At 58.1% G+C, this 24,270-nt stretch carries 19 protein-coding genes; 11 read left to right on the top strand and 8 right to left on the bottom strand.

The features are described 5' to 3' along the window. Positions 1–146 precede the first annotated feature (146 nt). Positions 147–3,440, bottom strand: a complete 3,294-nt coding sequence (gene secD, locus UH5x_RS06295; protein ID WP_482635119.1) for a protein translocase subunit SecD — start codon at positions 3,438–3,440, stop codon at positions 147–149. A 78-nt stretch (positions 3,441–3,518) separates the two neighbouring features. After that, complete coding sequence (yajC, locus tag UH5x_RS06290; RefSeq protein WP_047813866.1) at positions 3,519–3,938, bottom strand: preprotein translocase subunit YajC; 420 nt, start codon at positions 3,936–3,938, stop codon at positions 3,519–3,521. Between the two features lie 167 nt (positions 3,939–4,105). Here yajC and UH5x_RS06285 point away from each other — a divergent pair, with 167 nt between their 5' ends. The 4 genes from UH5x_RS06285 to UH5x_RS06270 all read left to right on the top strand — a co-directional run bounded on the left by UH5x_RS06285 (position 4,106) and on the right by UH5x_RS06270 (position 10,763). Further along, positions 4,106–5,359 (top strand): DegT/DnrJ/EryC1/StrS family aminotransferase, encoded by a 1,254-nt coding sequence (locus UH5x_RS06285; protein WP_482635118.1) that lies wholly within the window; start codon positions 4,106–4,108, stop codon positions 5,357–5,359. A 150-nt stretch (positions 5,360–5,509) separates the two neighbouring features. Further along, positions 5,510–5,788 carry a pyrimidine/purine nucleoside phosphorylase gene (gene ppnP, locus UH5x_RS06280; protein ID WP_047813868.1) on the top strand — a complete coding sequence of 93 codons (279 nt, stop codon included), beginning with the start codon at positions 5,510–5,512 and terminating at the stop codon, positions 5,786–5,788. A 492-nt stretch (positions 5,789–6,280) separates the two neighbouring features. Further along, a complete protein-coding gene (locus UH5x_RS06275) occupies positions 6,281–7,309 on the top strand; it encodes a ThuA domain-containing protein (protein WP_482635117.1) in 1,029 nt (342 codons plus the stop codon). Between the two features lie 22 nt (positions 7,310–7,331). After that, on the top strand, positions 7,332–10,763 hold the full coding sequence (locus UH5x_RS06270; protein WP_482635116.1) for a PVC-type heme-binding CxxCH protein: 3,432 nt from the start codon (positions 7,332–7,334) through the stop codon (positions 10,761–10,763). A 116-nt stretch (positions 10,764–10,879) separates the two neighbouring features. On the opposite strand, the gene UH5x_RS06265 is transcribed toward UH5x_RS06270, so the two are convergent. Further along, positions 10,880–12,121 carry a Gfo/Idh/MocA family oxidoreductase gene (locus UH5x_RS06265; RefSeq protein WP_482635115.1) on the bottom strand — a complete coding sequence of 414 codons (1,242 nt, stop codon included), beginning with the start codon at positions 12,119–12,121 and terminating at the stop codon, positions 10,880–10,882. A gap of 672 nt (positions 12,122–12,793) precedes the next feature. Between UH5x_RS06265 and UH5x_RS06260 the strand changes: the two genes are divergently transcribed. The 6 genes from UH5x_RS06260 to UH5x_RS06235 all read left to right on the top strand — a co-directional run bounded on the left by UH5x_RS06260 (position 12,794) and on the right by UH5x_RS06235 (position 17,550). Then, on the top strand, positions 12,794–13,126 hold the full coding sequence (locus UH5x_RS06260; RefSeq protein ID WP_007326964.1) for a HesB/IscA family protein: 333 nt from the start codon (positions 12,794–12,796) through the stop codon (positions 13,124–13,126). Positions 13,127–13,395: 269 nt separating this feature from the next. Beyond that, a complete protein-coding gene (nusB, locus tag UH5x_RS06255; protein WP_083434854.1) occupies positions 13,396–13,833 on the top strand; it encodes a transcription antitermination factor NusB in 438 nt (145 codons plus the stop codon). Beyond that, entirely contained in the window at positions 13,830–14,453 is a 624-nt protein-coding gene (gene ruvA, locus UH5x_RS06250; protein WP_047813871.1) for a Holliday junction branch migration protein RuvA, read from the top strand. Before nusB ends, ruvA begins: the two co-directional genes overlap by 4 nt. Positions 14,454–14,762: 309 nt before the next feature. Further along, entirely contained in the window at positions 14,763–15,368 is a 606-nt protein-coding gene (locus UH5x_RS06245) for a thioredoxin family protein (RefSeq protein ID WP_482635114.1), read from the top strand. 7 nt (positions 15,369–15,375) lie between these two features. After that, positions 15,376–16,359 carry a dihydrodipicolinate synthase family protein gene (locus UH5x_RS06240; protein ID WP_482635113.1) on the top strand — a complete coding sequence of 328 codons (984 nt, stop codon included), beginning with the start codon at positions 15,376–15,378 and terminating at the stop codon, positions 16,357–16,359. A gap of 129 nt (positions 16,360–16,488) precedes the next feature. Beyond that, positions 16,489–17,550, top strand: a complete 1,062-nt coding sequence (locus UH5x_RS06235) for a GNAT family N-acetyltransferase (protein ID WP_482635112.1) — start codon at positions 16,489–16,491, stop codon at positions 17,548–17,550. 427 nt (positions 17,551–17,977) lie between these two features. On the opposite strand, the gene UH5x_RS06230 is transcribed toward UH5x_RS06235, so the two are convergent. Continuing rightward, entirely contained in the window at positions 17,978–18,928 is a 951-nt protein-coding gene (locus UH5x_RS06230; RefSeq protein WP_083434855.1) for a DUF1559 family PulG-like putative transporter, read from the bottom strand. A gap of 51 nt (positions 18,929–18,979) precedes the next feature. Next, on the bottom strand, positions 18,980–19,831 hold the full coding sequence (locus UH5x_RS06225; protein WP_482635111.1) for a tetratricopeptide repeat protein: 852 nt from the start codon (positions 19,829–19,831) through the stop codon (positions 18,980–18,982). Between the two features lie 89 nt (positions 19,832–19,920). Here UH5x_RS06225 and UH5x_RS06220 point away from each other — a divergent pair, with 89 nt between their 5' ends. Further along, entirely contained in the window at positions 19,921–20,934 is a 1,014-nt protein-coding gene (locus tag UH5x_RS06220) for an AEC family transporter (protein WP_047813876.1), read from the top strand. A gap of 40 nt (positions 20,935–20,974) precedes the next feature. Here the strand turns inward: UH5x_RS06220 and lptE are convergent, their stop codons facing one another. The 3 genes from lptE to recO form a co-directional block, all read right to left on the bottom strand. Next, positions 20,975–21,526, bottom strand: coding sequence for an LPS assembly lipoprotein LptE (gene lptE, locus UH5x_RS06215; RefSeq protein WP_047813877.1), 552 nt, complete (start codon positions 21,524–21,526; stop codon positions 20,975–20,977). After that, a complete protein-coding gene (locus UH5x_RS06210; RefSeq protein ID WP_236696157.1) occupies positions 21,523–22,731 on the bottom strand; it encodes a tetratricopeptide repeat protein in 1,209 nt (402 codons plus the stop codon). The genes lptE and UH5x_RS06210 overlap by 4 nt, the downstream gene beginning before the upstream one ends. Positions 22,732–22,796: 65 nt before the next feature. Next, the gene (gene recO / locus UH5x_RS06205) at positions 22,797–23,684 is read right to left on the bottom strand and encodes a DNA repair protein RecO (protein ID WP_482635110.1); all 888 of its coding nucleotides are present in this window, start codon (positions 23,682–23,684) and stop codon (positions 22,797–22,799) included. Positions 23,685–24,270 lie beyond the last annotated feature (586 nt).

The following is a 24,270-nucleotide window of genomic DNA, read 5'->3' as shown; positions in this document are numbered from 1 at the left end:
GGGTGGGGAATTGGATGGTGGGACCTCGAATGATAATCCATTGCGCTGGGGCGGTTGAGGACCGCGCATGAAAAACTCCCTTCCGATGCCTCGAAAGGGAGTTTCGTGTTCTCTCAGATTTTCGCGGGGCCAGCCGCTCAAACCGTTCAGGCGTTGGCGGCTTTCTTTTCAGCTCGCTCGACCAACCACAGCAAAACGGGGCTGGCCACAAACACGCTGCTGTAAGTACCGACGATCACACCGACCACCAGGGCGAACGCGAATGCATGAATGCCTTCGCCGCCGAAGGCGTACAACAATACAACCACAATCAAGGTTGTGATCGATGTCAGCAAGGTTCGGCTGAGCGTTTGGTTGATGCTGGTATTGATCATTTCGCCGGTCAAACGAGGAGCCTTGCCCTTCGTTTCACGAATGCGGTCGAAGACCACAATCGTATCATTGAGCGAGTAACCAATGATCGTCAGCAGGGCCGCGACAACCGTCAGCGAAATCTTGAACGGATCAATCAGCAGGAACCCAAGGGCGTCCGCCACCCAGTAGCTGACTGCGATCGCACCCAAGGTGATGGCAACATCGTGCAGCAAAGCAACCACAGCAGCCAAGCCGTAGATCACACGTTGGAATCGGAACCAGATGTAGCCGATGATGCACAGCAGCGAAGCGAACAAGGCACCGAAGGCACGGCTGATCATGTCGCCAGCAACACGTGCACCAACGGCACTGCTGCTGATCCAAACCGGATCGCTGTCGAGCTGACGCTCCATCTCAGCCATCACCTTGATGGCGTTGTCTCCACCGAGAGGCAACTGAACCCGCCACTTCGAAAACGCCAAGGTCGAACCTGGTGACCAAGCGTCGACGTCGTCACCGAGTGGCTGAACCACAATGCCTTCTGCATTGATTGGGACGTTGACGGCTTCTGCCGCTGAAACGATTGAATTGACCAGGCCTTCTTCGTTTTTGACGGCGACTCCATCACCACCTTTGATGCCCAGCGAAATGTCCGAGGTGCTGAATGCCAAACCAGGCAGTTCGACGGACTTGGTTTCGGCTTCAGCTTCTTCGGTTACGACTTCATCAGCTTCCGTGGTTTCTTCCACAGCCACTTCTTCGGTGACAGCTTCTTCGTCATCAGCTTGAGCAACCACCAACATCACGCCGTTGTCGGACGCCTGCCATTGGCTGGTCGTGGTTTCCGAGGGCTCGACAGGATCGGAGGAACTCGTTGCCTCTGCCTCTGGCTCGGCCGATTCCTGCGAGGCACCCGACAGATCAGCAGGAGTGATGTCGACGGTGTAAGTCACCAACCCAACCGATTCCGAGGCAGCAAAGCCTTCCTGGATGACCTTTTTCAAATCGTCGACTCGGTCAACGGATGAATCCACCTTGAAGACAGTGCCTTCTTCGGTGCCATCGATCGAAACGCCGTTGACGGTGAACTGAACGGACTCCATTCCCGACGATGTCACGGCATCGTTCATGATCTGCCGAACTTCATCCGCTTCGGTGGGTTGATCCACGCGGAATTGAACCGAGGAACCACCGGCGAAATCGATGTCGAGAATGCTTTGACCGCGAGCGAACAAGGCACCCAGACCGCAAACGACCAAGATGGCTGACATCGTCAGTGTCACCTTGCCTTTGCTGATGAAGTTGAACTGCCCACCACCGGCGAATGCCGAGCGGATGCTGTTGACGCCATCGGACATTCCCAGCGACAGGAACCCACGGCGTTCAGCCAAATCAAAGATCGTTCGCGAAACGTAAATCGCGGTGAACATCGAGTACAAGATGCCCAAGATCAACGTGACGGCGAAGCCCCGGATTTGGTCCGTTCCGATCGCATAAAGAACGATGGCGGTGATCAACGTTGTCAGGTTGGCATCGATGATCGTGGTGGTCGCTCGAGCGAAACCGTTGCGAATCGCCATGCGAGCCTTGGCACCTTTGCCCAGCTCTTCGCGGATCCGTTCAAAGATCAACACGTTCGCGTCCACCGACATCCCGACGGTCAAAACCAAACCGGCCAAACCGGGCAAGGTCAGTGGCTGGCTGATGAACACCATCGTGGCCAAGATCATCGCCATGTTCATGACCAATGCGATGCAAGCGACCATGCCGGCGAAGCGGTAGTAGAACAGGATGAAAACCAGCACCAAACCGAGCGAAACGCCGATCGAGTACAAACCTTTGGTCCGAGTGTCAGCACCGAGCGTTGCTCCCACTTCGTTTTCAGCGATGGGCTGCTTGGTCACCGTTGCAGGCAACTGCCCCGCCTTCAAGATTTGAACCAACGAGTCCACTTGATCACGAGTGAAGTTACCGGTGATGCGACCGTTCTTGTTCATTGGCTCTTGGATCGAAGGAGCCGAAAGCAGCTCGTCATCCAAGACGATGCCCAATTGTCGCGTTCGCGAACCATCGGGAGCGTTGTTCGTTGTCAGAGCACGGAAACGTCCCGAACCCATGTCGGTCAGGGTGAACGCGACGGCAGGAGCACCGGTCTCATCGAAGGTGCTGGCGGCGTAAGCGAGGTCTTCCCCGAGGATGTCCAGCTTCGGGTTGACGACCATCAGGACTTCGATGTTGTCGAAATCTTGAGTCTTCAACCATTTGGCGACAGAAACCGACTCATCGCCGATGCGTGCTTCCGGTGGGACGTTGAGGATCGCACCCGTGCGTGGGTTACGAGCCAAAGCACCGGTGACAGGCACCAACAGAGGACGCACGCCATCGGTCTCGGTTTCTTCGAAACCAATGCGAGCCCAAAAGCCGTAGAGCGAATCCTCAGGCGATCCAACCATGTCTTTGGTTGCGACGCCCGGTTGCGGCGATTCAGCTTGTTCAATCGCTTCGTTGATCAGCGTTTGATGGTCAAACTGGTTGGCCAAAATCGCGAATCGCAGTTGGCCCGCTTCTTCGACCAAGTCCTTGATGCGTTTGACCGCGTCAGGATCTTTTTGCGGGATGATGATTTCGATTTGTTGTTCGCCGTAGGGGCGAATCACGATTTCTTGTGTGCCTGCCGGATTGATACGACGGGTCAACGGTGCCACCAAGTCTTCACTGGTGATTCGCTGGCCTCCGCCCTCGATCACAGCGGCTTGCTTTTCCGGGTCCAGTTCATAAACCAGGATGGTACCGCCGGACAGGTCGATGCCGAGGCTGGGGAACTTGTTCGTCAGCGTCACAGCGCTGGCCGTGATGGCAAGCAAGATGAAACCGAAGCGAGAGCCGTAGGTTGGCATCTTCAAGGATTTCGCCAAGAAGTTGCCAACAATGAACGGCAGAATCAGAACGGCCGCAGCGCTGAGCAAAGTCAGAAACTGTTCGATGCTGATGCCCTTGGAGACTTCGTTGGCGACGGCAGCGTCGGTTTGCGCGAGCCACTGAGCCGAAATCGTTTGGCAAATATCGGGAAGAGTCGAAAGATCCATCGTGGTTTCTAAGTACGGGTGCGATGTGTCCGCTGCGACCAAAACCAGTCGCTGTGGGAAGGATGGTTTGGGAAGAGGTCAGTCCGACGAATCGTTGTCGGGTTTGTTCTTCGGTTCGCCGACGATTTTGACGATGGCTGACCGATTGACTTTGATGCGTGTCGAACCACTCTCGTCAATTTTCAGAGTCACCGTGTCACTGTCCGGTGCAGCGGAAACGATCGTGCCGTGAATGCCACCAATCGTGACCACGCGATCGTTTTTGCCCAGCGCGGACATCATTTTGGCTTCTTCGGCACGCCGGCGTCGTTCAGGGCCGAAGTAGGTGACGTAGAAAATGGCCACCACGCCAACAGGCAAAATCAACGGGTTTTCGAGAATTCGCTGCAGAATCGAGGATTCTCCAGCAGGCGGTGCATCCTGTGCCAGCAACTGAAATGCGAGCAAGGTTGCCTGCCGCGTCAGATCAGTTAAGAACAGATCGAAAGAAGGCAACAAGACAGGGGTTCCGGGGAAGATGACACTAGCTCGACGCGGCCCCAGCCGTCCTGGCTGGTGGTTGCCTGCGTCATTCGCAATGCGGCATGATATGGAAGCAAAAAAATCGCCACAAGCCCAGCCCTAACTTGCCTCGCCATCCTCCTTTGCGTAGCACAGAGAATCAATTGGATTTCCCCGCCGAAGAATCGTTCGAGGCCTCCTCCGATGGGTGGCCGGCTTGGCCACCTCAAAACGCCCAATTGACCAGCCAGATCGAACGCTCGGTGACAGAAGTTCTGCACGACGGCCAATGGGGGACCTATCCCGAGACAACCGCGGGCAAAACGGGCTCCCCCGGCGTTTACGAACGATGTCGCGCCTCCGTGGCTGAGGCCGCAACAAGCTGGGCGGCCCCCCCAGGAGTCGACCTGTTCGGTGTTCCGCCCCAGGTCCGTTTGTGCCCCTCGGGATCGTCGGCGATTGAACTTGCCCTGAGATCGCTGGGAGCTGGGCCAGCGGGGGGAAAGCAAAAGGCTGCGACCAAGGTGATTTTGTCGGCCTACGATTACCCCGGCAATTTTCGGACGGTCGAATTGCTTGGGGCCCGGCCGGTGCTATGCGACACGGAGGCTCCCCAGGCAGCGCCAGACAGCTGCTCCCCTTCCGGTATCTCTCCATCCCTGAAGTCAATTGAGCGAATCGAGGCCCCGCCAGAATCCGTCCTGCTGGTCTCGCACCTGCACGGCCAGTTGGCGGACTCGCATGCCCTGGCGGAACTGTGTCGCCAACGCCGATGGTGGTTGATCGAGGACGCTTGCCAAGCGATCGGAGCAGGGCGAACTCAACCGGCCGCGACCGGACAACTGGTTTTTGTGCCCGTGGGGGCGATGGCCGACTGGACCACCTACAGCTTTGGCGGCAGCAAGCCACTGACGTGCGGGAACGGAGGCGCTTTGGCGACTGGAGTCGAAGGCAAATTTCAAAAGTTGAAGGGGATGGTGGATCGGCCAAGCGATGCGTTCCCGCTGTCCCCGCTGCAATGTGCCGCACTGCTGCCGCAATTGAGCTGGCTGACTCGGATGAACCAAATCCGCTGCGAAAACGCGACACGTTTGAGTGAACTGGATTGGGCATCGGTCGGATGCACCGCGATCTGGAACGACGATCCCACCGTCGTCCGGGCTCCATACAAGTTCCCCGTCATGGCTCGAGACGCTCCGACCCGGGCGAACGTGTTGCAAGCCCTGCGTTCCAGACAGCTGCCGTGCGGCGAGGGATTTCGTGCGATGCATCGAACCAGCGACCGCCGGAGCGACAAACCAGTCCCGCTGACGAACGCTGAAAAACTGAGCGACTCGTTGCTGGTCATCGACCACCGCGCGTTGCTTTCCCCCGACATCACCGAACGAATTCGCGAGTGTTTGGTTGAAATGCGTTGAGTCCGCCCAGGGAGATCTCGCGAATGGAAGCGGCTTGAATTATCTTCTCCGCGTTCCCAGCCTTCCAACCCCGAGAGCGGCGGGCGAGCTGGACAATCGCGTGCTCTCGCCGAGCCATTATCACCGAATCCCCTTCTCACTGAGATCAACATGCAAGTCAACGAGTACTTCGACGGCAATGTCACTTCCATCGCGTTTGAAAATGGCGAAGGCCGAGCGACATCGGGCGTGATGTTGGTGGGAGATTACGAATTTGGAACCAGCGAAAAGGAATTGATGAAAATCGTTTCCGGCAAACTCGAAGCGAAGCTGCCCAGTGAACCTGGCTACCGGGCCTACCCAGCCGGATCCGAATTCCGAATCGATGCCAACCAAAAATTCCAAGTTCGCGTGCTCGAACCCACCGCCTACCTGTGCTTCTACAGCTGAGCGGGTTCGCGACCGCCAATTGTCGCCTTTCTGACTCCGCTCGATGGAATCGGGCAAAGTAAGCAGGTCGGCTGGAATGATCGGGCACAAGCATGTGAGCCGTTTGGGCGTTAGCCCCGGTTGCGCGTGAAAACCGTGGCTAACGCCAACGGCTCACATACCCGATGACACCTGCGTACCTGCTTAGAACATTTGTCTCAAATGTTTGCGTGTTTGGATTGAACTGCCGAGACGTGCGACGCGGATGTTTTGCGGGTTGGTTGGGAGACCACGTGGCTTGGCGTTGGCAAGATTTCTGACGGAATAGTTGAGGACAACGGCTCTACTCTGGGGCCGGGGCTTCCTGCGTTTGGACCGGCCGATGCGAATCGATCGCATGGGAACGCGATGGACTTCAGGTTGGGTTACAATCAGACGGCATGTCCGTGAGCGCCGACGATTGCCTCACCCCGCCTGAATCCTCCCGCCTGGAACCTTGGTTCTCCCCCTTCCATGAAAAATGATGTCTTATCGGCCACCTCGTGGTCACGGATCGCCGCTCTCGCGTGCGTCGTTGTTGGTTGGAACACCTTGGCTACCACGGCAAGATTCGCGGACGCCGCTGAGAAAAAAGTCTTGCTCATCGCTGGTTCCCCCAGCCACGGCTACGGTGCTCATGAGCACTACGCTGGACTGAAAGTTCTCGAACAGTCGCTGCTGGAAGCCAATCCAAACCTTCAAACCGAAGTCGTTCGTGGATGGCCCAAGGACGCTTCCAAGGTGGAATCAGCCGACAGCGTCGTCCTGTACAGCGACGGGCAAGGTGGCCATGTCGCGTTTGATCACCGCGATGAATTGCGGACTCTGTTGAAGCGTGGTGGCGGGCTGGTTTGCTTGCACTACGCCACCGAGATGACGCCGGGCGAATCCGGGGATGACATGGTCGAACTGTTGGGCGGTCACTTTGAAGTCCACTACAGCGTCAACCCGCACTGGATCGCGAAGTTTGATTCGCTTCCCGAGCACCCGATCACTCACAATGTCGAACCCTTTGCAACCAATGACGAGTGGTACTTCCACTTGCGTTTTTCAGACCAAGGCAAGCTGACTCCGATTCTGCAGTCCGTCGCACCAGAATCGACGATGCGACGCCCAGATGGTGCTCACACCGGCAACCCACACGCTCGCAAATCAGTCGCGGCGGGCGAACCCCAAACAGTTGCCTGGGCCTATGAACCCGAATTCGGCGGCCGTAGTTTCGGCTTCACTGGCGGGCACCATCACTGGAATTGGTCCCATGTTCCGGTACGCCAATTGGTGACCAACGCGATTCGTTGGACCGCTGGCGACGATCCGACCCAGGAAGCCAACTCGCTTCAACCGATCTCGGCAGAAAGGTTGCTGGCAGACCAAGACTTCGAACCGCCCACGACGTTCGATCTGGAGACGGTCGCGAAACAGTTTGCCATTCCGGCCACCAGTGAGACGTCCAAGGACAACGCAAAAAAAAACGCTGAACCGATCGACGGCGGCGCCCGCTGAGCTGTTGTTCGCCAGCCCACTGGTGACCACTGCGACCGAAGGACACCAAGTATCGATCGAAGTCGACCTGACCGAGGTCGACGAAGCCGCGCGTCAAAAACTGTTCCTGGTGGTCAGCGAAGGCAACAACGATTACTCGTGTGACCATGTGGCTTGGTTGGCACCAACGCTTCATGGTGCCAAGGGACCACTGGGTTTAGTTGATCACGGCTGGGTGAGCGCTCGAGCCGGATTCGGCGAGGTCCGGAAGAACGCCAATTGTTCGGGGGGCCCGGTGTTGGTTGAAAACCAGCTCGCGGGCAAAGCTGCGATTGGAACCCACGCTCCCAGCATCATCGAATTTGATGTCCCACCCGGCTACGACCGTCTGACCGTGACGGGGGCTCTAGAAAGTGGCGGCACCAACCAGCAGGGCGGCAACAGCACCAGCGTCCGGTTTGCCGTTTACGCCGGATCGCCGCCGAAGCATCTCAATGAAGTCGATGGCAAGGCGGCGGAAAACCAACGTTCGCCGGAACTTGCCATTGCGGGATTGGAGGTCGCTGAAGGCCTGGAAGTCACGCTGATGGGCAGCGAACCGGACCTCTCCAGCCTGACCAACCTCGACATCGATCATCGCGGGCGGGTTTGGGTTTGCGATGTCATGAACTATCGCGGCAATCAGGGATCGCGTCCCCAAGGCGACCGAATCTTGATTTTGGAAGACACCACCGGCGACGGAAAACTCGATCGCGTTCACACCTACTATCAAGGTCGTGACATCGATTCGGCGATGGGGATCTGCGTGCTCGGCAACGAGGTCATCGTGTCGGCTTCGCCAACCGTGTGGAAGTTCACCGACACCGACGGTGACGACATCCCAGATTCCAAGGTCGCGATGTTCACCGAAACGGGGCAACCTCAACACGACCACTCAGCCCACTCGTTCCTCTTCGGCGACGACGGCAAACTGTATTGGAACTTCGGCAACACCGGCATGCAGGTCAAGGATGCCGAGGGCGAAACGGTGATCGACATCCACGGCCGGGCGGTCGTCGACGACGGCAAGCCTCTGTTCGGCGGAATGCCATTTCGATGCGACCTCGATGGTTCCAACTTCGAAGTCCTGGCTCATAACTTTCGCAACAACTGGGAAACCACCGTCGACTCCTTCGGCGCGTTGTGGCAGAGCGACAACGATGACGATGGCAACCGCGGCACACGAATCAACTTCGTGATGGAACAAGGCAACTACGGATACAAAGACGAGCAAACCGGGGCCTCGTGGCGAGCCGACCGGATCACCTTGGAAGATGAAATCCCGCTTCAACACTGGCACTTGAACGACCCCGGTGTGGTTCCCAACGTGTTGCAAACCGGCGCGGGTTCCCCCAGCGGAATCTGCCTGTACGAAGGACGCTTGTTGCCAGAGCGTTTCTGGGACGAAGTCATCCACTGTGACCCTGGACCGAATGTGGTCCGGGCTTATCCCATGACGTCCGACGGTGCAGGATACTCAGCCACGATTGAACCCTTGATCACCGGCACGACGGACAATTGGTTTCGTCCAGCCGATGTGTGCGTCGCTCCCGATGGATCGCTGTTTGTGACGGATTGGTACGACCCCGGTGTCGGTGGCCACCAACAAAAGGACAGCGACCGCGGACGCCTGTTTCGCGTGGCCCCGCCTGGTGTGAAATACTCCGTGCCGAAGTTTGACTGGACGACCGTCGAAGGTGCCATCGAAGCACTCCAAAGTCCCAACCGTTCCGCTCGCTACCTGGCCTGGCAATCGCTGCACGCGATGGGCAAAGCCGCCGAGCCCGCCTTGCTTTCGCTGTACGAGAATGAAAACCCTCGCTATCGGGCTCGTGCTTTGTGGTTGCTTGGCAAGATCGAAGGTCGCGGGCAATTCTACGTCGAGCAAGCCTTGGCCGACGACAACTCTGACATCCGAAGCACGGCGATTCGGCTGTGCAAACAACTCGGTCTTTCAGCCGCAGAAACTTGTGGCGATGCAGCCCACGATCCAGCTCCCGCGGTCCGCCGTGAACTCGCTGTGGCCTTGCGATTCGACAAGTCCGAAGCCATGCCAGCGGTTTGGGCGAAACTTGCGGTCCAGTACGACGGCAACGACCGTTGGATGTTGGAAGCGTTGGGGATCGCCAGCGATTTGCGAGCCGACGACTGCTACGCGGCTTGGATGAAAGCCAACGATGGCAACTGGAACACGCCCGCGGGACGCGACTTGGTCTGGCGACTGCGTACCGATGACGCGGCAGCCAAAATGGTGGAACTGCTGGCCACTGGAATGCCAAGCGACGAAGCCAAACGCTACTTCCGGTCACTGGAATATCACTCCGATGCGGTGCGTGGATTGGTGCTGCGTCAGTTGCTACCCGATGAAAACAGCGAGCTTGTTGTGGATCCCCAAGTCCTCATCCACACCGTCACGCGAATGCCCGATTTCGATCCGGCGAAGTTCCCCAAGACCCACTCCGCAATCACGGATTACATCCGCAGTCGCGCCGGCGAGCCCGACTTTGTTGAGCTGGTCGAGCAGTTTCAGATCACGGACATGGACGAGGATCTGATTGCCACGATGCTTCGAGACGGTGACGACAACCTGTCGCTTTCCGCCTTGCGTTTGCTGTTGAAACGCAAGGACGGCTGGAACCGTTTCGTTGTCATTTTAGCAAAGGACTCGACGTACGATCCCGGCCAACGAGGCCGGATCCTGTCGCTGCTCGGTTCACTGGGCAACGGGCGTGCAATCGGATTGCTGGCCAAGACGGCTGGTGACGAGGAGATGGATTACGGTTTGCGAAGCGCCGCGGTGCGCGCGATGGCCAAGTCCAACGGTGGCGCCGAAGAGTTGCTCAAGATGGCGCAGGAGAATCACCTTCCAGCGGACACGCATTTGCTGGCGGGCGGCTTGCTCGGTCGCAACGCCAACCCAACGATCGCAAAACGCGCCCAGAAGTTGCTGCCTCAACCCGCCGCGGCTGATAACGCTCCGCTTCCTCCGCTGGATGAACTGGTGCGCCTCAGCGGCGATGCGAAAAGGGGGCTGACCATCTTCCGTGGCGTCGCGACCTGTGCGAACTGTCACCTGGTCAATGGGTTTGGAAAACAAGTCGGCCCGGACCTCTCTGAAATTGGGTCCAAGCTTTCTCGCGAAGCCATGTTCACCTCGATTTTGGCCCCCAGCGCCGGCATCAGCCACAACTACGAGAACATGATCGCGTTGACCGAGGATGGCCGCGTCGTCAACGGCGTGCTGGTCTCGGAGACCGACGACAAACTTGTGTTGCGAACGGCAGAAGCCATTGACTTGGAATTGGACCAAGACGAAATCGTTGATGTCAAAAAAAGCGAGAAGTCGATCATGCCCGAAAACCTACACCACACCACCGACCAACAAGGCTTGGTGGACATGGTGGAGTACCTGATGGGACTGAAGAAGAAGTCGTGAGGGGCCAGCACGTGCCGACGACGTCGACGGAAAAGGCGTGCTGCCAACCTGTCGCTCGGTGAGCCTCACCGAGACGAGGCTGCCTTCGACTTTACCGGTTGAAAGCCGATGCCCATTCAGGCCTCAAAGGAGTGGCCTTCGCGAGGTTCGAAACTCAGGAATGAATTGGCTTCGTCGGAGCCAGCGAATTGCTGCTTGGCTTCATCCCAACGGAGTGCCTGACCGGGAAAACGAGTCGCGATGCAGCCGAGCAGAGACGCCTGCGTCATGGTGCCGGCCGTTTGCAGATCGCTGGCCAAAGCATCCGACTTGCCTTCTCGGGCGGCTTGGATCCAGCGTTCATAGTGAGACTTCGATGTCTCGCTGCCCTCGGCAGACAGTTGCTCAGCCCGTTCCCGAGCAGCTTGCCGTGCTGCGGCGAGCTCGCTGTCGTCATCGCTGGCAACGGCAACGATCTGCGGCATCTGATCCGATTCATTCGCGAGCGTTGATCCGACAAGTGTCATCTTGTCGCCCACAATCATGCAGCCGCTGCCGCCGGCGGAGAAACCAGGTTCGCCGGTGGCTTCATCCGCAATGATGGTCGGCGTTTCGGGCTGCTTGCCTCCGTCGTCCCAGGTCAGCTTCAATCCCTTGGGACAGACATCGGTGGCATCGAACTCCATTTGGACTTGGGACCAGACGGGATAAGAAATCGACGCCGCCGTTTCACAATCGGCAGTGACCGTTCGCGGCAGTTTCAACCGCAGCGCAGTGAAGGCGGGATCCAGCAGATGGCACCCCATGTCGCCGAGAGCTCCGGTGCCGAAGTCCCACCAACCGCGCCAGGCCACGGGAAGGTAGCCTTTGCAGAACGGACGATCCGCGACCGGGCCGAGCCACAGGTCCCAGTCCAGCGAAATGGGGGGCGATGTCGAAACCGGTGTCGTCGCCATTCCTTGTGGCCATTCCGGACGGTCTGTCCAGCAGTGAACCGATTGGATCTCACCCAACACGCCACGCTGGATGAAGTCCTGGAAGGCTCGCATATGAAGGCTCGAGTGGCCCTGGTTGCCAACTTGGACTGCCAATCCGGATTCCGCGGCGGCAGTTTGCAACCGTTGGACTTCATCAAACGTGCGAGCCATTGGGCATTGCAAGTAAACGTGCTTTCCATGCCGCATCGCTGCCAAACCGATGGCCGCATGGGTGTGGTCTGGCGTGCTGATGACGACCGCGTTGAATTCCTTGTCGAACTCATCGAGCATGACCCGATAGTCCGTGAACCGTTCGACATCGGGATGCTGGCAAAAGGTTTTGCCTGCTCTTTGAACATCGACGTCACAGAGCGCCACGGGGGTCCCACCGGCGTGGATCATTCGGCGTACATCTCGGGCCCCCTGACCTCCAACGCCGATCTGGGCAAATCGAAATTGATCGCTGGGGGGAGTTTTGCCGGGTCCACCCAAAACATGGGGGGAGACAATCATCACGGACGCTGCAGCGAGCGTCGAACGTTTCAGAAAAGAGCGACGGTCGGCGGACGCGCAGCGTCCACCCCGGCTGGCCAAAGAATCGGTCATTGCGATCACCTGACGGTGCAAAGAAGAGAAAAGGACAAGCGAAAGACCTCGCTGTGATCGTTCTCAGCGAGTCTCCGCCTGACGCGAGCATTCTACCGGTCAAGCAGCTTGCGGACCAATTTTCAATTTTCGGGCGTCAAATTTCACCGGATCGTTGCCCCATTTCAAACTGTTCCCAATCTGCGATCGCCCATGAAATGGCGTCAAATGCGGAGTGGAATGCTAGCATTTGGCCGCCGTCCGCCGAGTTCCTTGGGGGTCCGCCTTGGATTTCTAAATGAACCGGACACTCCTTCGCTGCGAAAAGAGGTTGTTGATCGGGTTGGCCTGCGGGTACAATTTCCGATCACTCAGTAGTGGGCCGATTGGTGCCAAAACTGCCAAGATGCCGGATTTTCGCATTGGCGAGCCTTTCTCGGACCTAACTTCAAAACAACTGTCCATCCATTCACGAGGATCATCCGAACGATGGCAATCAAATTGACCGAACGCGCAGCCGAAGAAGTCATGCGTTTTCGCAAGGAACACAACTTCGACGATTCGATGCTGTTGAGGATTGGTGTCGCCGGTGGTGGTTGCAGCGGATTCAATTACACGCTGAACTTCGACGACAGCTTTGACATGAAAGCCGACTCGAAATACGACTGTCACGGCGTCAGCGTCGTCGTCGACAAAAAGAGTTCGCTGTACCTCGATGGAACCGAAGTCGACTGGTACGACAGCCTCGAAAAGCAAGGCTTCACGTTCAACAACCCCAACGCTGTGAAAAGCTGCGGTTGCGGCAGCTCCTTCCAAGCCTGATCGAGCTCGCTCGAATGGAAAACGACTCATCGAAAGTCGGCTCGCTTCCCTGAAGTGGCCGGCTTTCGTTTTTTGCTGCGCGGATTGCCCCGGGATGGAGAACCGCTCTTGGCGGGGAAGTCCTTCGCGAATCGTCTGGGGCGAAACAACCATTGCGAGCGCCTCGTCCACTTCGTTTGGCCCGTCCGATCGCGTCCAACAGGCACTCCACCAAAATCCCTCCGACAACTTTGCCTTGGCCTAGTTGACACTTCTGAGGTTCCTGCGGGATGATCGCTCGCATGTCCACACGTCGACGCGCCCGCGAAATAGTCCTGCAGCTTCTCTACGAAGCCGATCTCAATGATTGGCGTGATGCCGCCACATCACGCAAGTTCATCCGCTCTCGCTTGCAAGGTCGCAAAGTCCTCACCGACTTTGCCTCTGACTTGCTCGATGGCACGATGGCTCGGCGGGATGACATTGATGCCAAGCTCGCAAAGCTTTCCACCAACTGGGCATTGCATCGCATGCCGGTGACCGATCGCAATGTTTTGCGTCTGGGTGCCTACGAGATCCTCTACAGTGGAACGCCGGGCCAAGTGGCGATTTCAGAGGCTCTGACGTTGGCAAAACGCTATGGCGGCGAGAACAGTCCGAGGTTCATCAACGGCGTTTTGGACCGGTTGTTCAAGTATCACTCCAGCCCTGAATCCATTTCCTCATGATCGTTTCGATCGCCGGCAAATTGGTCCAGGTGGGCGAGATCAGCGTCATCATCCAGGCGGCCCCGTTTGATTACGAGGTCTACGTGGGCGATTTCACCCGCCGACAATTGCAGAACCAAATCGGCAACGAAGTTCGGCTGCACACCCTGGACTACATCGAAGGCAACGCTCAAGGCGGACGCCTGACACCACGCTTGATCGGATTCTCAACCCTTCCTGAACGTCAATTCTTTGACCTGTTCTGCAGCGTGGACGGCGTCGGCGTGAAAAAGGCTCTGCGGGCAATGGTCCGCCCCGTCAAAGAACTGGCGGTGTTGATCGAAGAACAAGACGCAAAAACGCTGTCAGCACTTCCTGGCATTGGACCAGCGACCAGCGAAAAGGTGATTGCGAAACTGCGTCGCAAGATGCCACGATTCGCGTTGATGGTGGCCGGTGGCGAAGTCGCCGATTCGATGCAGTCCGAGTCGCCCATCATGTCGGACACTTACGAGGCACTCGTGATGCTCGGTCACAGCGAAGCGGATGCTCGCAAGCTGATCGACGAAACCCTGGCGACCGGCAAAAAGTTCAAAGACACCGAGTCGCTCCTCACCGCCATCTATCAGCGGTCGAAGTAACCAGGGCGAAGCAACCAGGTCCAGGCAACAGGCCGAAGGACCTGCCGTGGATCTCCTGAGCCGGTGGTCGCCTGTTCAGACGTTTTTGGTATTGCCCCTACGACGGTTGGGACAGGCACAGAAACGCGAGGGGCGACGAACGAGCGTTTCCGCGACTGTCGTCAAAAAAACTGCGCAAATTGCCTAGGCCTCCATGTTGAACTCTTGTGATTCCATTTTGAGACGCTTAGGTTTCCCCGGTCCAAGGTCCTTTCGACGCCCATCTTCGGGTCACGAGGGACAGGTTGCTGCCTTAAGAAGGGGAATCCTATGGCTCAGTCGATGGTTGCGGGACGCAGCCGTTTTTGCGGAACCGGCGAAGATCGCCACTCGGTGACGCCACGCTTTTCACAGCGAGTTTTCTTTCTGGTCCGGCCGGCCAAGCCTTGCTGGATCATTGCTCTGGCCACTTTCTTTGGCCTGTTCGCCACCACAGCCCGAGCCGAGTTGCCAATCATTGGCAAAGTCGCGTCGGCTCTCTCGTCGGCAAACTCGAATCGCCCGCCAGTCAAGGAACTCTTTTCACCAGAGACGCCCCAGTGGCACGACAACTTTGAATCCGGCTGGGCCGCAGCTCGTCGCTCAGGGCGACCGATGTTGATCTTCATCACGTCAGAACATTGCCGATTCTGTGACGCGATGAAACAAAACACGTTGTGTGACGCTGGGATTCAATCTCGATTGGCGAATGGTTTTGTGCCGATTATCCTTCGACCGGACACCAACCCAGAGATTTTGTCGCGAATCCCTGTGACAACGTACCCGACCACTTTGCTGGCCATTCCGCGCGGCAAAGTGATCGCTCACCGAGTAGGCTATCAACCTCCTGACCGTTTCCACGAACTGTTGGGCCTGGCCCCTTCCCCTCCGAACTGACCCCACTATGAATCGACGCATCTCCGGCATTTTGACTCCTAACATCACGCCGGTGGATGACCGGGGACGTGTCGACGAAGACCAGTTGCGAGGGTACGTGGATTGGTTGATCGACCATGGCGTGGATGGGCTGTACCCGAATGGAAGCACAGGCGAATTCGTTCGATTCACGGCGGAGGAACGCCGCCGGATCGTTCGCATCGTGGTGGACCAAGCCGCCGGTCGAGTCCCCGTTCTGGCGGGTGCCGCGGAGGCAAACGTTGATGAAACCATCGAAGCCTGCAACGCCTACGGAGACATGGGGGTTCGAGCGGTGGCGATTGTGGCGCCGTTTTACTACCCGATCAGCAGCGAAGGCGTGCATGCCTACTACGCCCGGATCGCTCGCGACGTGCGAGTCGACGTGACGCTCTACAACATCCCGATGTTTGCGTCACCGATCGAGGTCGATGTGGTCATCCGGCTGGCCGAAGAGTATCCCCGGATCATTGGCCTGAAGGACAGCTCAGGCGATCTTCCCAACTTGATGCGAATGATGGCCGCGATTCGCCCAATGCGAGACGATTTTTCGTTCTTGACCGGCTGGGACGCGTCGCTTGCACCGATGCTGATCGCCGGAGCGGACGGCGGCACCAACGCAACCAGCGGCGTGTTGCCGGAACTGACCCGGGCCATCCACCGCGCCTGCGGGGAAGGTGATCACAAGCTGGCCATGGAACTGCAGTATTTGTTGCTGCCATTGTTTGACGCAATGATCGGTTTGGGTGAATTCCCAGAAGGCTTCCGAGCAGGAGCCCGTGCCCGTGGCTGGGACCTCGGTCGCAGTCGCTTGCCACTGTCGGACAAACAACAAGCCCTGATCGCAGAGGCGGAACGCGACATCAACGCGATGGTCCATTCCACGCAAGCCAAGATGTCTGCCACATCGGAAATGCCGCTGGAAGCAATCCAAGTGATCGCTCGCCGAGTGATGGAACAACTTCAGAAGTAGCGAGCCACTTTTGAAAAAGAAGGTCGCCTGGGAAGCCAGACGTGCCGATCTGTGGGACACATCAAAGCGGTTGCGCGGTAGGATAACGCGTCGACCTGCTTCGTTTTCACTGCATCGTGTTTTACCGTCATGGCGAACATCCGACCGTTTCGCAACTCTGATCTCCCGGGCCTGTTTGACGTTTGGATGCGTCACTGGGAGGCGGCCGGCCAAATCCCTCCGGTCAGCGTTTCGATCCTCGAACGAGCCGTGCTTTCACGAACGTTCTTTTCCCCTGCCAGCCTGCTGGTGGCGGAGGTGGATGGCGAAGTCGTGGCGTGGTGCCATCAGTTTTCAGACGACTGGCAATCGCCCCCGCCGGAATTGTTGGAAGGCGACTCGCAGGTTGCCCTCAACGAAGTTCCCGAAGTCGATGCGGTGCCGACATCGCTGGTCGCCGCGATTTGCTTTGCCGGCGAGGCTGGACTGGCGGTTTGCGATTCCTTGCTGATCGAAACCATGCAGCGAGCCGTCGACGCGGGCGTCAAACGGATGTGCGTCGGTCCCGTTCGCGACGCAAGAAATGGATATGGCGGCTTGCCTCCCATCGGGCACGGGATGGGGGTCCCCGTTTCGGACGTGCGCGTTGCCTCCCTGTTGTCGCGACATGGTTTCCGTGTCGCTCGCAGTTTGCTGCGATTGGTCGCCAACACATCGACCTATCGCCCGCCAGTCAATCGAGAGTTTTTGCAACTGCGTCGTTCCACTCGGATCGACCGGTTGCCCATGCTGCCGCTGAATCATCGCACGGCAGTCGCGATGAGCCATTTCGACATGGAACGCAATGTCTTGATGGACCACCAAACCAACGAGCCACTCGCCGCAATTGACCTGTGGGTGGGTGATCCCGAAGGCCAAGTTATGGATGGGGCCCGTTCGATCTTGTCTTTGCGGTTGATGCATCCGGTGGAACTCAATGGCTACCCGGCACCCAAGCCCAAGAAAGGGTTTGTGACATCGATGGCCGAACGCGAATTGTCGACGCACGAACAATTCTTAGTGGCATCGATCGTTCAGTCACTTTCTAACCGGCAAATCTTCACCGTTGAAACCACGATCGACTGCAACGCGGTGAAGCTGAAAGAACAGTTCGGGACGCTGAAGTTCAGCGATGACGAACAGGGGCGCCAGTGGGAAAAAGACTTCGCCTGAATCGACCGTCACGGTTCGCACCTGCAACCGGGGCCAGCGCTGGACTGTGAAATGTTTGGTGTTGACGCTCCGATAGCGGACGCAACTTTTCTTCCGGCATGCTGTCTTTCTTCATCCCGGTAGGGATGCCAGATGGTAGCCGGGGGTTGCTGCGTAGCAGCGTACCCCCGGAAAACGAGCGCCCCAATAAACACTCTCCATCCCGCCGTGGCCAATGGCCACGGCGGGATGGAGAGTGGTGACGTGGGTTTCACCTGTCCGTCGGTGGCGCGATCGCTTGCCGACGGCTACCCTCTGACATCCCTACCGGGATGAAAACTTGCGCAACCACAGTGCGTCACAACGCCAAATATTCAGCAGTCCAGGCCAGCGCCCAATGGCACAGGAGGCGATTTCGATCGTTCCTGCCTCACTGCTTCGATGCATTTCATTCGGCATCCGCTGCGTTGGATTCGGCGTCCGCTCGATCATTCCGATTGACCATGGATTGAAACAGCGGCTGATCAACGGTCTCGGAAAGAAACGTCACCGCACCATCGCCCTTGAGGACACTGGCGCCGCCGAAGTGCCGGCTGCCCAACCCTCCAACGAAACTCAGATCACTGAGCTGCTCTTCTTGTGGGAACGAGTTGATTGGGTGGCCTGAGTTGCGGAGCGTCGCTCGTGTGCCGCTCAACCAACCCAGATCGCCTGGAAACGAAAGCTTTTCTCCCAGCAAGATCGTGGCAGACATCCCGTCAGGAACTTCTTCCGAGCGAACCCAGGCGTTGAGAAACAACAGCCCATCGTTGGACGTGCCAATGGGGCTGGCGACGGAATGATGCAACCCAGCGTAACTTGAATTGGTGGGTGCGGAATCGTCGGAGGGGCAACGAAAAACAGGAACCATTGTTTCGCGAATCAAGCGATTGGAATCGGAATAAACACTGGACGTGAAATCGATTGACTGAAACAGTCCCGTTTGATCGACGTAGGGAAGCAGTGCCGGAACCCAGTTGTGGTGATAACCTTCGGGAGCGCTGGCGATCGCGAGCTCCGCGTCCGCGGCAACCGGTTCGCCCGTCGACGGCACCTCCGGCCAAAATCGAAACGTGGCATTGAAAGAAGCCGTGCCCGTGGGCAGATGAGCCTGATCAGTCGAATAGGCCTGCATCGCAAGTGAGAGTCGGACCAGGTTTTGATCGCAGTTGCTGCGCCGAGTCAGTTCGCGCATGTTGCGAACGAACGGGATTGAAAGCGACAGCAAGATCAACACGATCAGCACGACGACCATCACTTCCACCAAAGAAACGCCAGGTCGCGGCAGTGGACGCTGGCGGCGGTTCCAGGGGAGTGACGTTTCGAAACGAACGAGTCGGCGATGGGAAGCAGCATTCATGCCCGTACTTTATCGAGCCAAGGCGTCTTCGCGAAGATCGCTGAATCCTGGTCAAGCCGCTTCAGGGTAATCGGTGGATTTCTGATCGGCATCCCGCTGCCCATCGAGCTGGTCGTCCGTCTGCTCCTCGAGGTCTACTGCTGAAAACGACTCCAGTGCCGTGTCCAGCGACAGGGTCGATGGCTCGCCATCTGGCTCGGCCAATCGACTGGGGGCGTTCGCATCGGGGGAGATGTCCTCTTCGCCGGTGTTCTCGCGCGATGCCACTGCGGCGGCGTCCGCCTTGGCTTGCTCGTCGTCCCCGGATTCTGGTTCGTCCGCTTCTTCTGCGGGGTCCCCCGAGTCGTCTTGCAGTTCACCTCGCGAATCGAGGTCGCGCTCCAACCGAGCCCGCTCGCTTTCCCACTCCAAGTTCCATGCGGCGGCGGCTTCCAATTTTGGAATTTCGGTCAACAAGGCGTCTGCGGCGTTCAATCGCCCGGTGTGCCTCAGCACGGCGGCCAGCAACAACAGTGCAGGTGGATCACGCGGCTCGATTGACAGCCCAGCTGTCAACGCCTCTTCTGCCAACGCGTAGTTGCCCGTTAAATAAGCGACTTGTGCTTCGGCAAAGCGGTCCGGCTGGTCGCTGACTTGGCGGGGCGACAACAGCAACGGCAACTCGCGAATCGAACGAACCGTCAACACACCCCAGGCGGCGGCAACGATCCAACAGGCCAGCATGACCAATGCCCCGGACAACCATCCGGGATAAATGAACTTGGCGATCAGCAATGCGTTGACCACCGCGGCAAACGCGACGGACGCAGGCAGAGCCGACAACCGTCCACGCCACCACAATTCCGACATCCCCGGCCACAGGCACGTCCAATAATGTTTCGCTTGGATCGACACGATTTCCATCGCACGACAAATACGAAATTCAGTGCCTGTGCAGCAAGTCGAAACGCAGCAAGCGAAACTCGCATCCGTCCAAGCCAGGGAACTTGCTCATGCTGATGGACCCAGAAGCCTTTGCCATCATCATCAGCAGTGTCCTCGGCGTTTTCCTGGTCATGGGCGTCGGTGCGGTGTGCCGGATTCAGCATTGGTTGACTCATCAGGCCGATGTTTCGCTTGCCAAACTGACGGCGAAAGTCCTGCTGCCCTGCCTGTTTCTGGACCGGATTCTCGGTGATCCGACGCTGGACTCCCTGGCGTCGGCGTGGCTGCCCCCGGTGCTTGGTTTTTCGATCACCACGTTCGGTTTTCTTGCGGCGTGGTATGTCGCCAAAAAGATGGGGCCCTGGGTGGGTTTGAAAACCGACGCCCAGCAACGAGCGTTTGCGTTGTGTGCAGGGATCTGCAATTACGGCTACATCCCGCTGCCACTGGCCCAGATCACTTACCCCAACGCGGAAGTCGAGATGATTCTGCACAACGTCGGCGTCGACATCGCGCTCTGGAGTGTCGGCGTCGCGATTGTGACTGGCAGCAGCGGAAAGAAGGCCCCCCAAGAACAGACAAGTGTTTGGCGCCGGAACTGGAACCGAATCAGCCCCGTTGCCACAAGCGCCCCCCTGATCGCTGTGATCGTTGCCCTGTTCCTTCGCGCCACCGGAGCCGAAACCTTGATTCCAACCTCCGTGATGCGTTCGGTGGGATTGCTGGCCTCCAGCTCAATCCCGCTCGGACTGCTGCTCAGCGGAGCGATCCTGGTCGACTTCCTACGCGCAGCCGACTGGACGGGGTCCGCACCGGTGATTGGATTGGCGGTTGGTTTCCGCCAGTTGTTCATGCCGGTCGTGATGCTCGGCGTCGCCTCGGTGACGGTGACCGCCACCGACCTGAAGCAAGTGTTGCTGCTAGAAGCCGCCATGCCATCGGCGGTGTTCCCGATCGTCTTGACCAGGCTCTATGAAGGTGACACGGCAACGGCCCTGCGAGTCGTGCTGTCGACTTCGTTGCTCGGAATCGTGTTGATTCCGGTCTGGATGGCCATCGGTGCGTGGTGGCTGGGCGTCTGATTCGCGAGTCGCTCCGATCAAACGCTCCGATCAAACGGGCTTACCAACGAGCTTCCATCTGGCTGACAATTCGGTTTGCCAGATCTTCAATGGCTTTCTGCGTGGCTGTGTCGATCGATTGACCAGCTTCGGGAACAAAGCGTTCGTCCTGACTGAAAAGGATTGTCAGGTCATCCGTGGGGACAATGGAATTCTTCATCAGCAATCGGCCTTGCCGATCCGACCAAGAGGCTCGGACCTGAATCGCTGCATCCAGAGCACGCACGTAGTCAGCATCGTTCTCGGTCAGTACCCGTTTGGTTTCGTCGACGACCTCGCAACGCAGCACCGTGTCGGCGAGCGGGTCCGCCGTGACCTTGTAAGGGGTTCGCAGCTCAATCTCTTTGTTGAGCGCTTCGGTCAAGCGAACACCAAGGTCTTCTCGAAACGTCGCATTGCGGATGACAGGCACGTGCACAGTTCGAATGTTCTGCGGGAACATCGAGGCATTGCCGAATTGATACGGCGTGCAACCCGAGAGGCATCCCACAACGATTGTGGCAAGAATCCCAAACAACGTCCCTGAATTCGGTCGTCTTGTGCGTTGACTCATCGGTAGATCGACTCGTTTTGTTCACCGGTCGACGAGTTGAACTTGGTTTCCAGAGGTGGCGACCGGCGACTGTCTGGGAAGACTCGCTTGAGCATCATCGCGGTGACTCGCTCAGCGGGAACGGCGGGGTACCCCGAAATGGCCTCCAAACGCTCACGGGCACGTTCTGCAAAGGGAGTGCTGGGATAGTCACGGAGAATCATTTGGTAGTGCAAGCGTGCCGCACCATACTCCGATCGCTTCTCACGAAAGGTCGCTCGGTCGTTCAGCTTTTCAGCGCGGCGGAAGGCGACTTCGGCGGCGGCGCGAGCCACCATCTCGGAGGTTTCTGGATCCTGCAGGCGATCCGGGAAACGCTCCCGGGTTTGCCGAACCAACTTGTCAGCTTCTTCCAACATCAACCCGCTGTACTTGGGCCCCGCAAAAACCTCGAGCTTGCATCGGATGCCCATCAGGTGAGCGTTGAAAAAGTGATCGCTCTCGGGAAAGGTTTCGCGGAGGTCCGTCAAGAATTCATCGGCAGTTTCGAAATCGCCCTGACGCATGTACTCGACGGCCGCGGCCATCGTCGCATCATCGGCCAAGCGTCCGGTTGGATTGTCGTATCGGATTTGGTCCAGGACGCGAACCGCGTGTCCCTCGGTGTCCAAACGCGGGCGACTGGGGTCGAACAGATTGAACTTGAACCAATCGTCTTCGGTCGCCCGTTCGGTGTCGATCCAGTACTGAGAAATCGCAAACGCGCGTGCGGCGGCCTGGTCGACATGGCGGTTGTTGGGGAACTCTTTGTTCAAGCGTTCGTAGACGTCCGTCGCATCGGGGAGTTGGTCCGAGAAGAACAAACTCTCTGCTTGCATGAACATCGCATCTTGCGCCAACGCTGTGCCGGGCTGCGCGTCGGCGGCGCGAGCGAATAATTTCGCGGCGCGGGCAAAGTCCTTCTTTTCCGTGCCTTCCGCTTCGCCATCGAGTTCGGTTTGCTTGGTGCGAGCGGCAGCAGCACGGAACAACTGGTCGGCTTCTTGGTAGAGCTCTCGGGCTCGCTCCGCATCGGGTTGCTCACGCATGGTGAGAAACCGCAGGGCACGGTCAGTGGAATCTTTCGTCGAGTCCCAAAACCCATCTTGGGCCTGAAGAGAATTCACGCCCAACAACGGAGCAGTAAAAACAGCGAATGCGAGTAACAGCGAACGGCGAAACGTCACGAGCAGCTTCCTTCAGTCAAGTTCGAAATGACTCGTTGGAGATACTCAACTCGCTCGCCGCGTCGCTAGTGCGAATCGAGCTTGCTGGGCAGGAATGCTTGCATTCGCGGCGTCTGCCCGATCAGTGCTTCCAGAGTACGATTCAGCAACCCACGCAGGTCGCGGTAGATTGCCGGGGTCAGCGTGGGAAACAGGCGGCCAATCGGAAACGCGGCCGTAGGCAGCAGGCTCGGATTATCGGGTCTGGGATTCACCGAGGGCGTGGCCCCTGCGACGCCATTTTCACCACTCCGGGTGGCTGAATTTGCCGCGCCGACCGGACAATCACCAGGATCGCGGGCCAGTTCACGCAGCGCCCCCAGGGCATCCCAGCTGACTGTCATCAGATGGGTCTGCGCCGGACGGCAGGTTTCACAGACCACGCCGCCGCCGACCAATGAAAACGCAGCACGTCGTCGGCTTCGCTCGACGTCCTTCCCGCACACCGTGCAACGATCGGTTGCTGGCGAATGCCCCAGCAATCTCAAACACTGGGCGTCAAAGGCCAACAACGTTTCCGCGACCGGGCCATCCCCATCGATCATCCCCATGGCCGACAATGTCATCTCAAACAATTCGCCGTGCGGGTCGTCGTCGTCGACCAACAACCGCAGCATTTCCGCGATGTGGTACCCAGCGTTCAGTCGGTCCAACGATCGCTGGGCGCCGCGAAAACGGCGGCGGAGCTTGGATTCCGTCAATAAATCCAGTGTATCGCCTGGTTTGTCAATCAACGTGATGGCGCACACTGACAACAGGTCCAACGATCCCTCAAAGGGACCTTTCAGTCGCCGAGCCCCTTTGGCGAGCGCCGAGATCCGCCCGAGATCCTTCGTCAGCAACGTGACGATCAGGCTGGTTTCGCTGAATTCCACCGTTCGCAGAACAATCGCGGTGGTGGATTGATTGATCATCGATGAAGTGGGATGGGGTCCGACCCAAGGTTGTTCATTGGTTCAGCGTCAGGGCAGCGATCGCTTGTCCTCGCCAGAGCAACCGTGAGAAGCGGGCGAACGCCTCCTATCGCCTGCATTGACATCAGCGACACCACGTAAGGCGGCAAGCTGAACTGCTTGGGCATTCCGGGTTGAGTGTTCCCAAGACGAGTTGCGCCCGGAGGGAGTGCGAGGAACCTTGAAATACGCAGCCGTTACATGCAAATCCCATTACTCCTGCGCACCCCGTCCGGACGCAATTCGCCGCCGCGGAATTTTACCTCCGCAAGCCTTCGCTCTGCGGTGCACTCCATTTGAACACACAGCAAAACTGGGTTGCGAAGTGAATTCTACCACGGTGTTTCGTAGTCTAACTACTGGGCCGTTCAGGGAAAGCTGCGTCCAACCGAAACGACCTATTTGCATCTTCCAGGGTGATGTTTGCAACCTGAATTTTCCCGCACTGTGTCGGATTTGTCCGCTGTCAGCGGATCAATCCTGATTCCGATTGGATTTGACAGGGACACTCTCGCGGCGACGCTCCAATTGACGACATCTTCCGCCG

This window comes from Rhodopirellula sp. UH5 (assembly GCF_056839225.1).
This window is presented reverse-complemented; position numbering and strand designations above follow the sequence as displayed.

Coding starts and splice junctions, on each gene's coding strand:
- secD (WP_482635119.1), bottom strand. CDS start 3,440: ATGGATCTTTCGACTCTTCCCGATATTTGCCAAACGATTTCGGCTCAG.
- ppnP (WP_047813868.1), top strand. CDS start 5,510: ATGCAAGTCAACGAGTACTTCGACGGCAATGTCACTTCCATCGCGTTT.
- UH5x_RS06275 (WP_482635117.1), top strand. CDS start 6,281: ATGAAAAATGATGTCTTATCGGCCACCTCGTGGTCACGGATCGCCGCT.
- UH5x_RS06265 (WP_482635115.1), bottom strand. CDS start 12,121: ATGATCCACGCCGGTGGGACCCCCGTGGCGCTCTGTGACGTCGATGTT.
- UH5x_RS06260 (WP_007326964.1), top strand. CDS start 12,794: ATGGCAATCAAATTGACCGAACGCGCAGCCGAAGAAGTCATGCGTTTT.
- nusB (WP_083434854.1), top strand. CDS start 13,396: ATGATCGCTCGCATGTCCACACGTCGACGCGCCCGCGAAATAGTCCTG.
- ruvA (WP_047813871.1), top strand. CDS start 13,830: ATGATCGTTTCGATCGCCGGCAAATTGGTCCAGGTGGGCGAGATCAGC.
- UH5x_RS06245 (WP_482635114.1), top strand. CDS start 14,763: ATGGCTCAGTCGATGGTTGCGGGACGCAGCCGTTTTTGCGGAACCGGC.
- UH5x_RS06240 (WP_482635113.1), top strand. CDS start 15,376: ATGAATCGACGCATCTCCGGCATTTTGACTCCTAACATCACGCCGGTG.
- UH5x_RS06235 (WP_482635112.1), top strand. CDS start 16,489: ATGGCGAACATCCGACCGTTTCGCAACTCTGATCTCCCGGGCCTGTTT.
- UH5x_RS06230 (WP_083434855.1), bottom strand. CDS start 18,928: ATGAATGCTGCTTCCCATCGCCGACTCGTTCGTTTCGAAACGTCACTC.
- UH5x_RS06225 (WP_482635111.1), bottom strand. CDS start 19,831: ATGGAAATCGTGTCGATCCAAGCGAAACATTATTGGACGTGCCTGTGG.
- UH5x_RS06220 (WP_047813876.1), top strand. CDS start 19,921: ATGCTGATGGACCCAGAAGCCTTTGCCATCATCATCAGCAGTGTCCTC.
- lptE (WP_047813877.1), bottom strand. CDS start 21,526: ATGAGTCAACGCACAAGACGACCGAATTCAGGGACGTTGTTTGGGATT.
- recO (WP_482635110.1), bottom strand. CDS start 23,684: ATGATCAATCAATCCACCACCGCGATTGTTCTGCGAACGGTGGAATTC.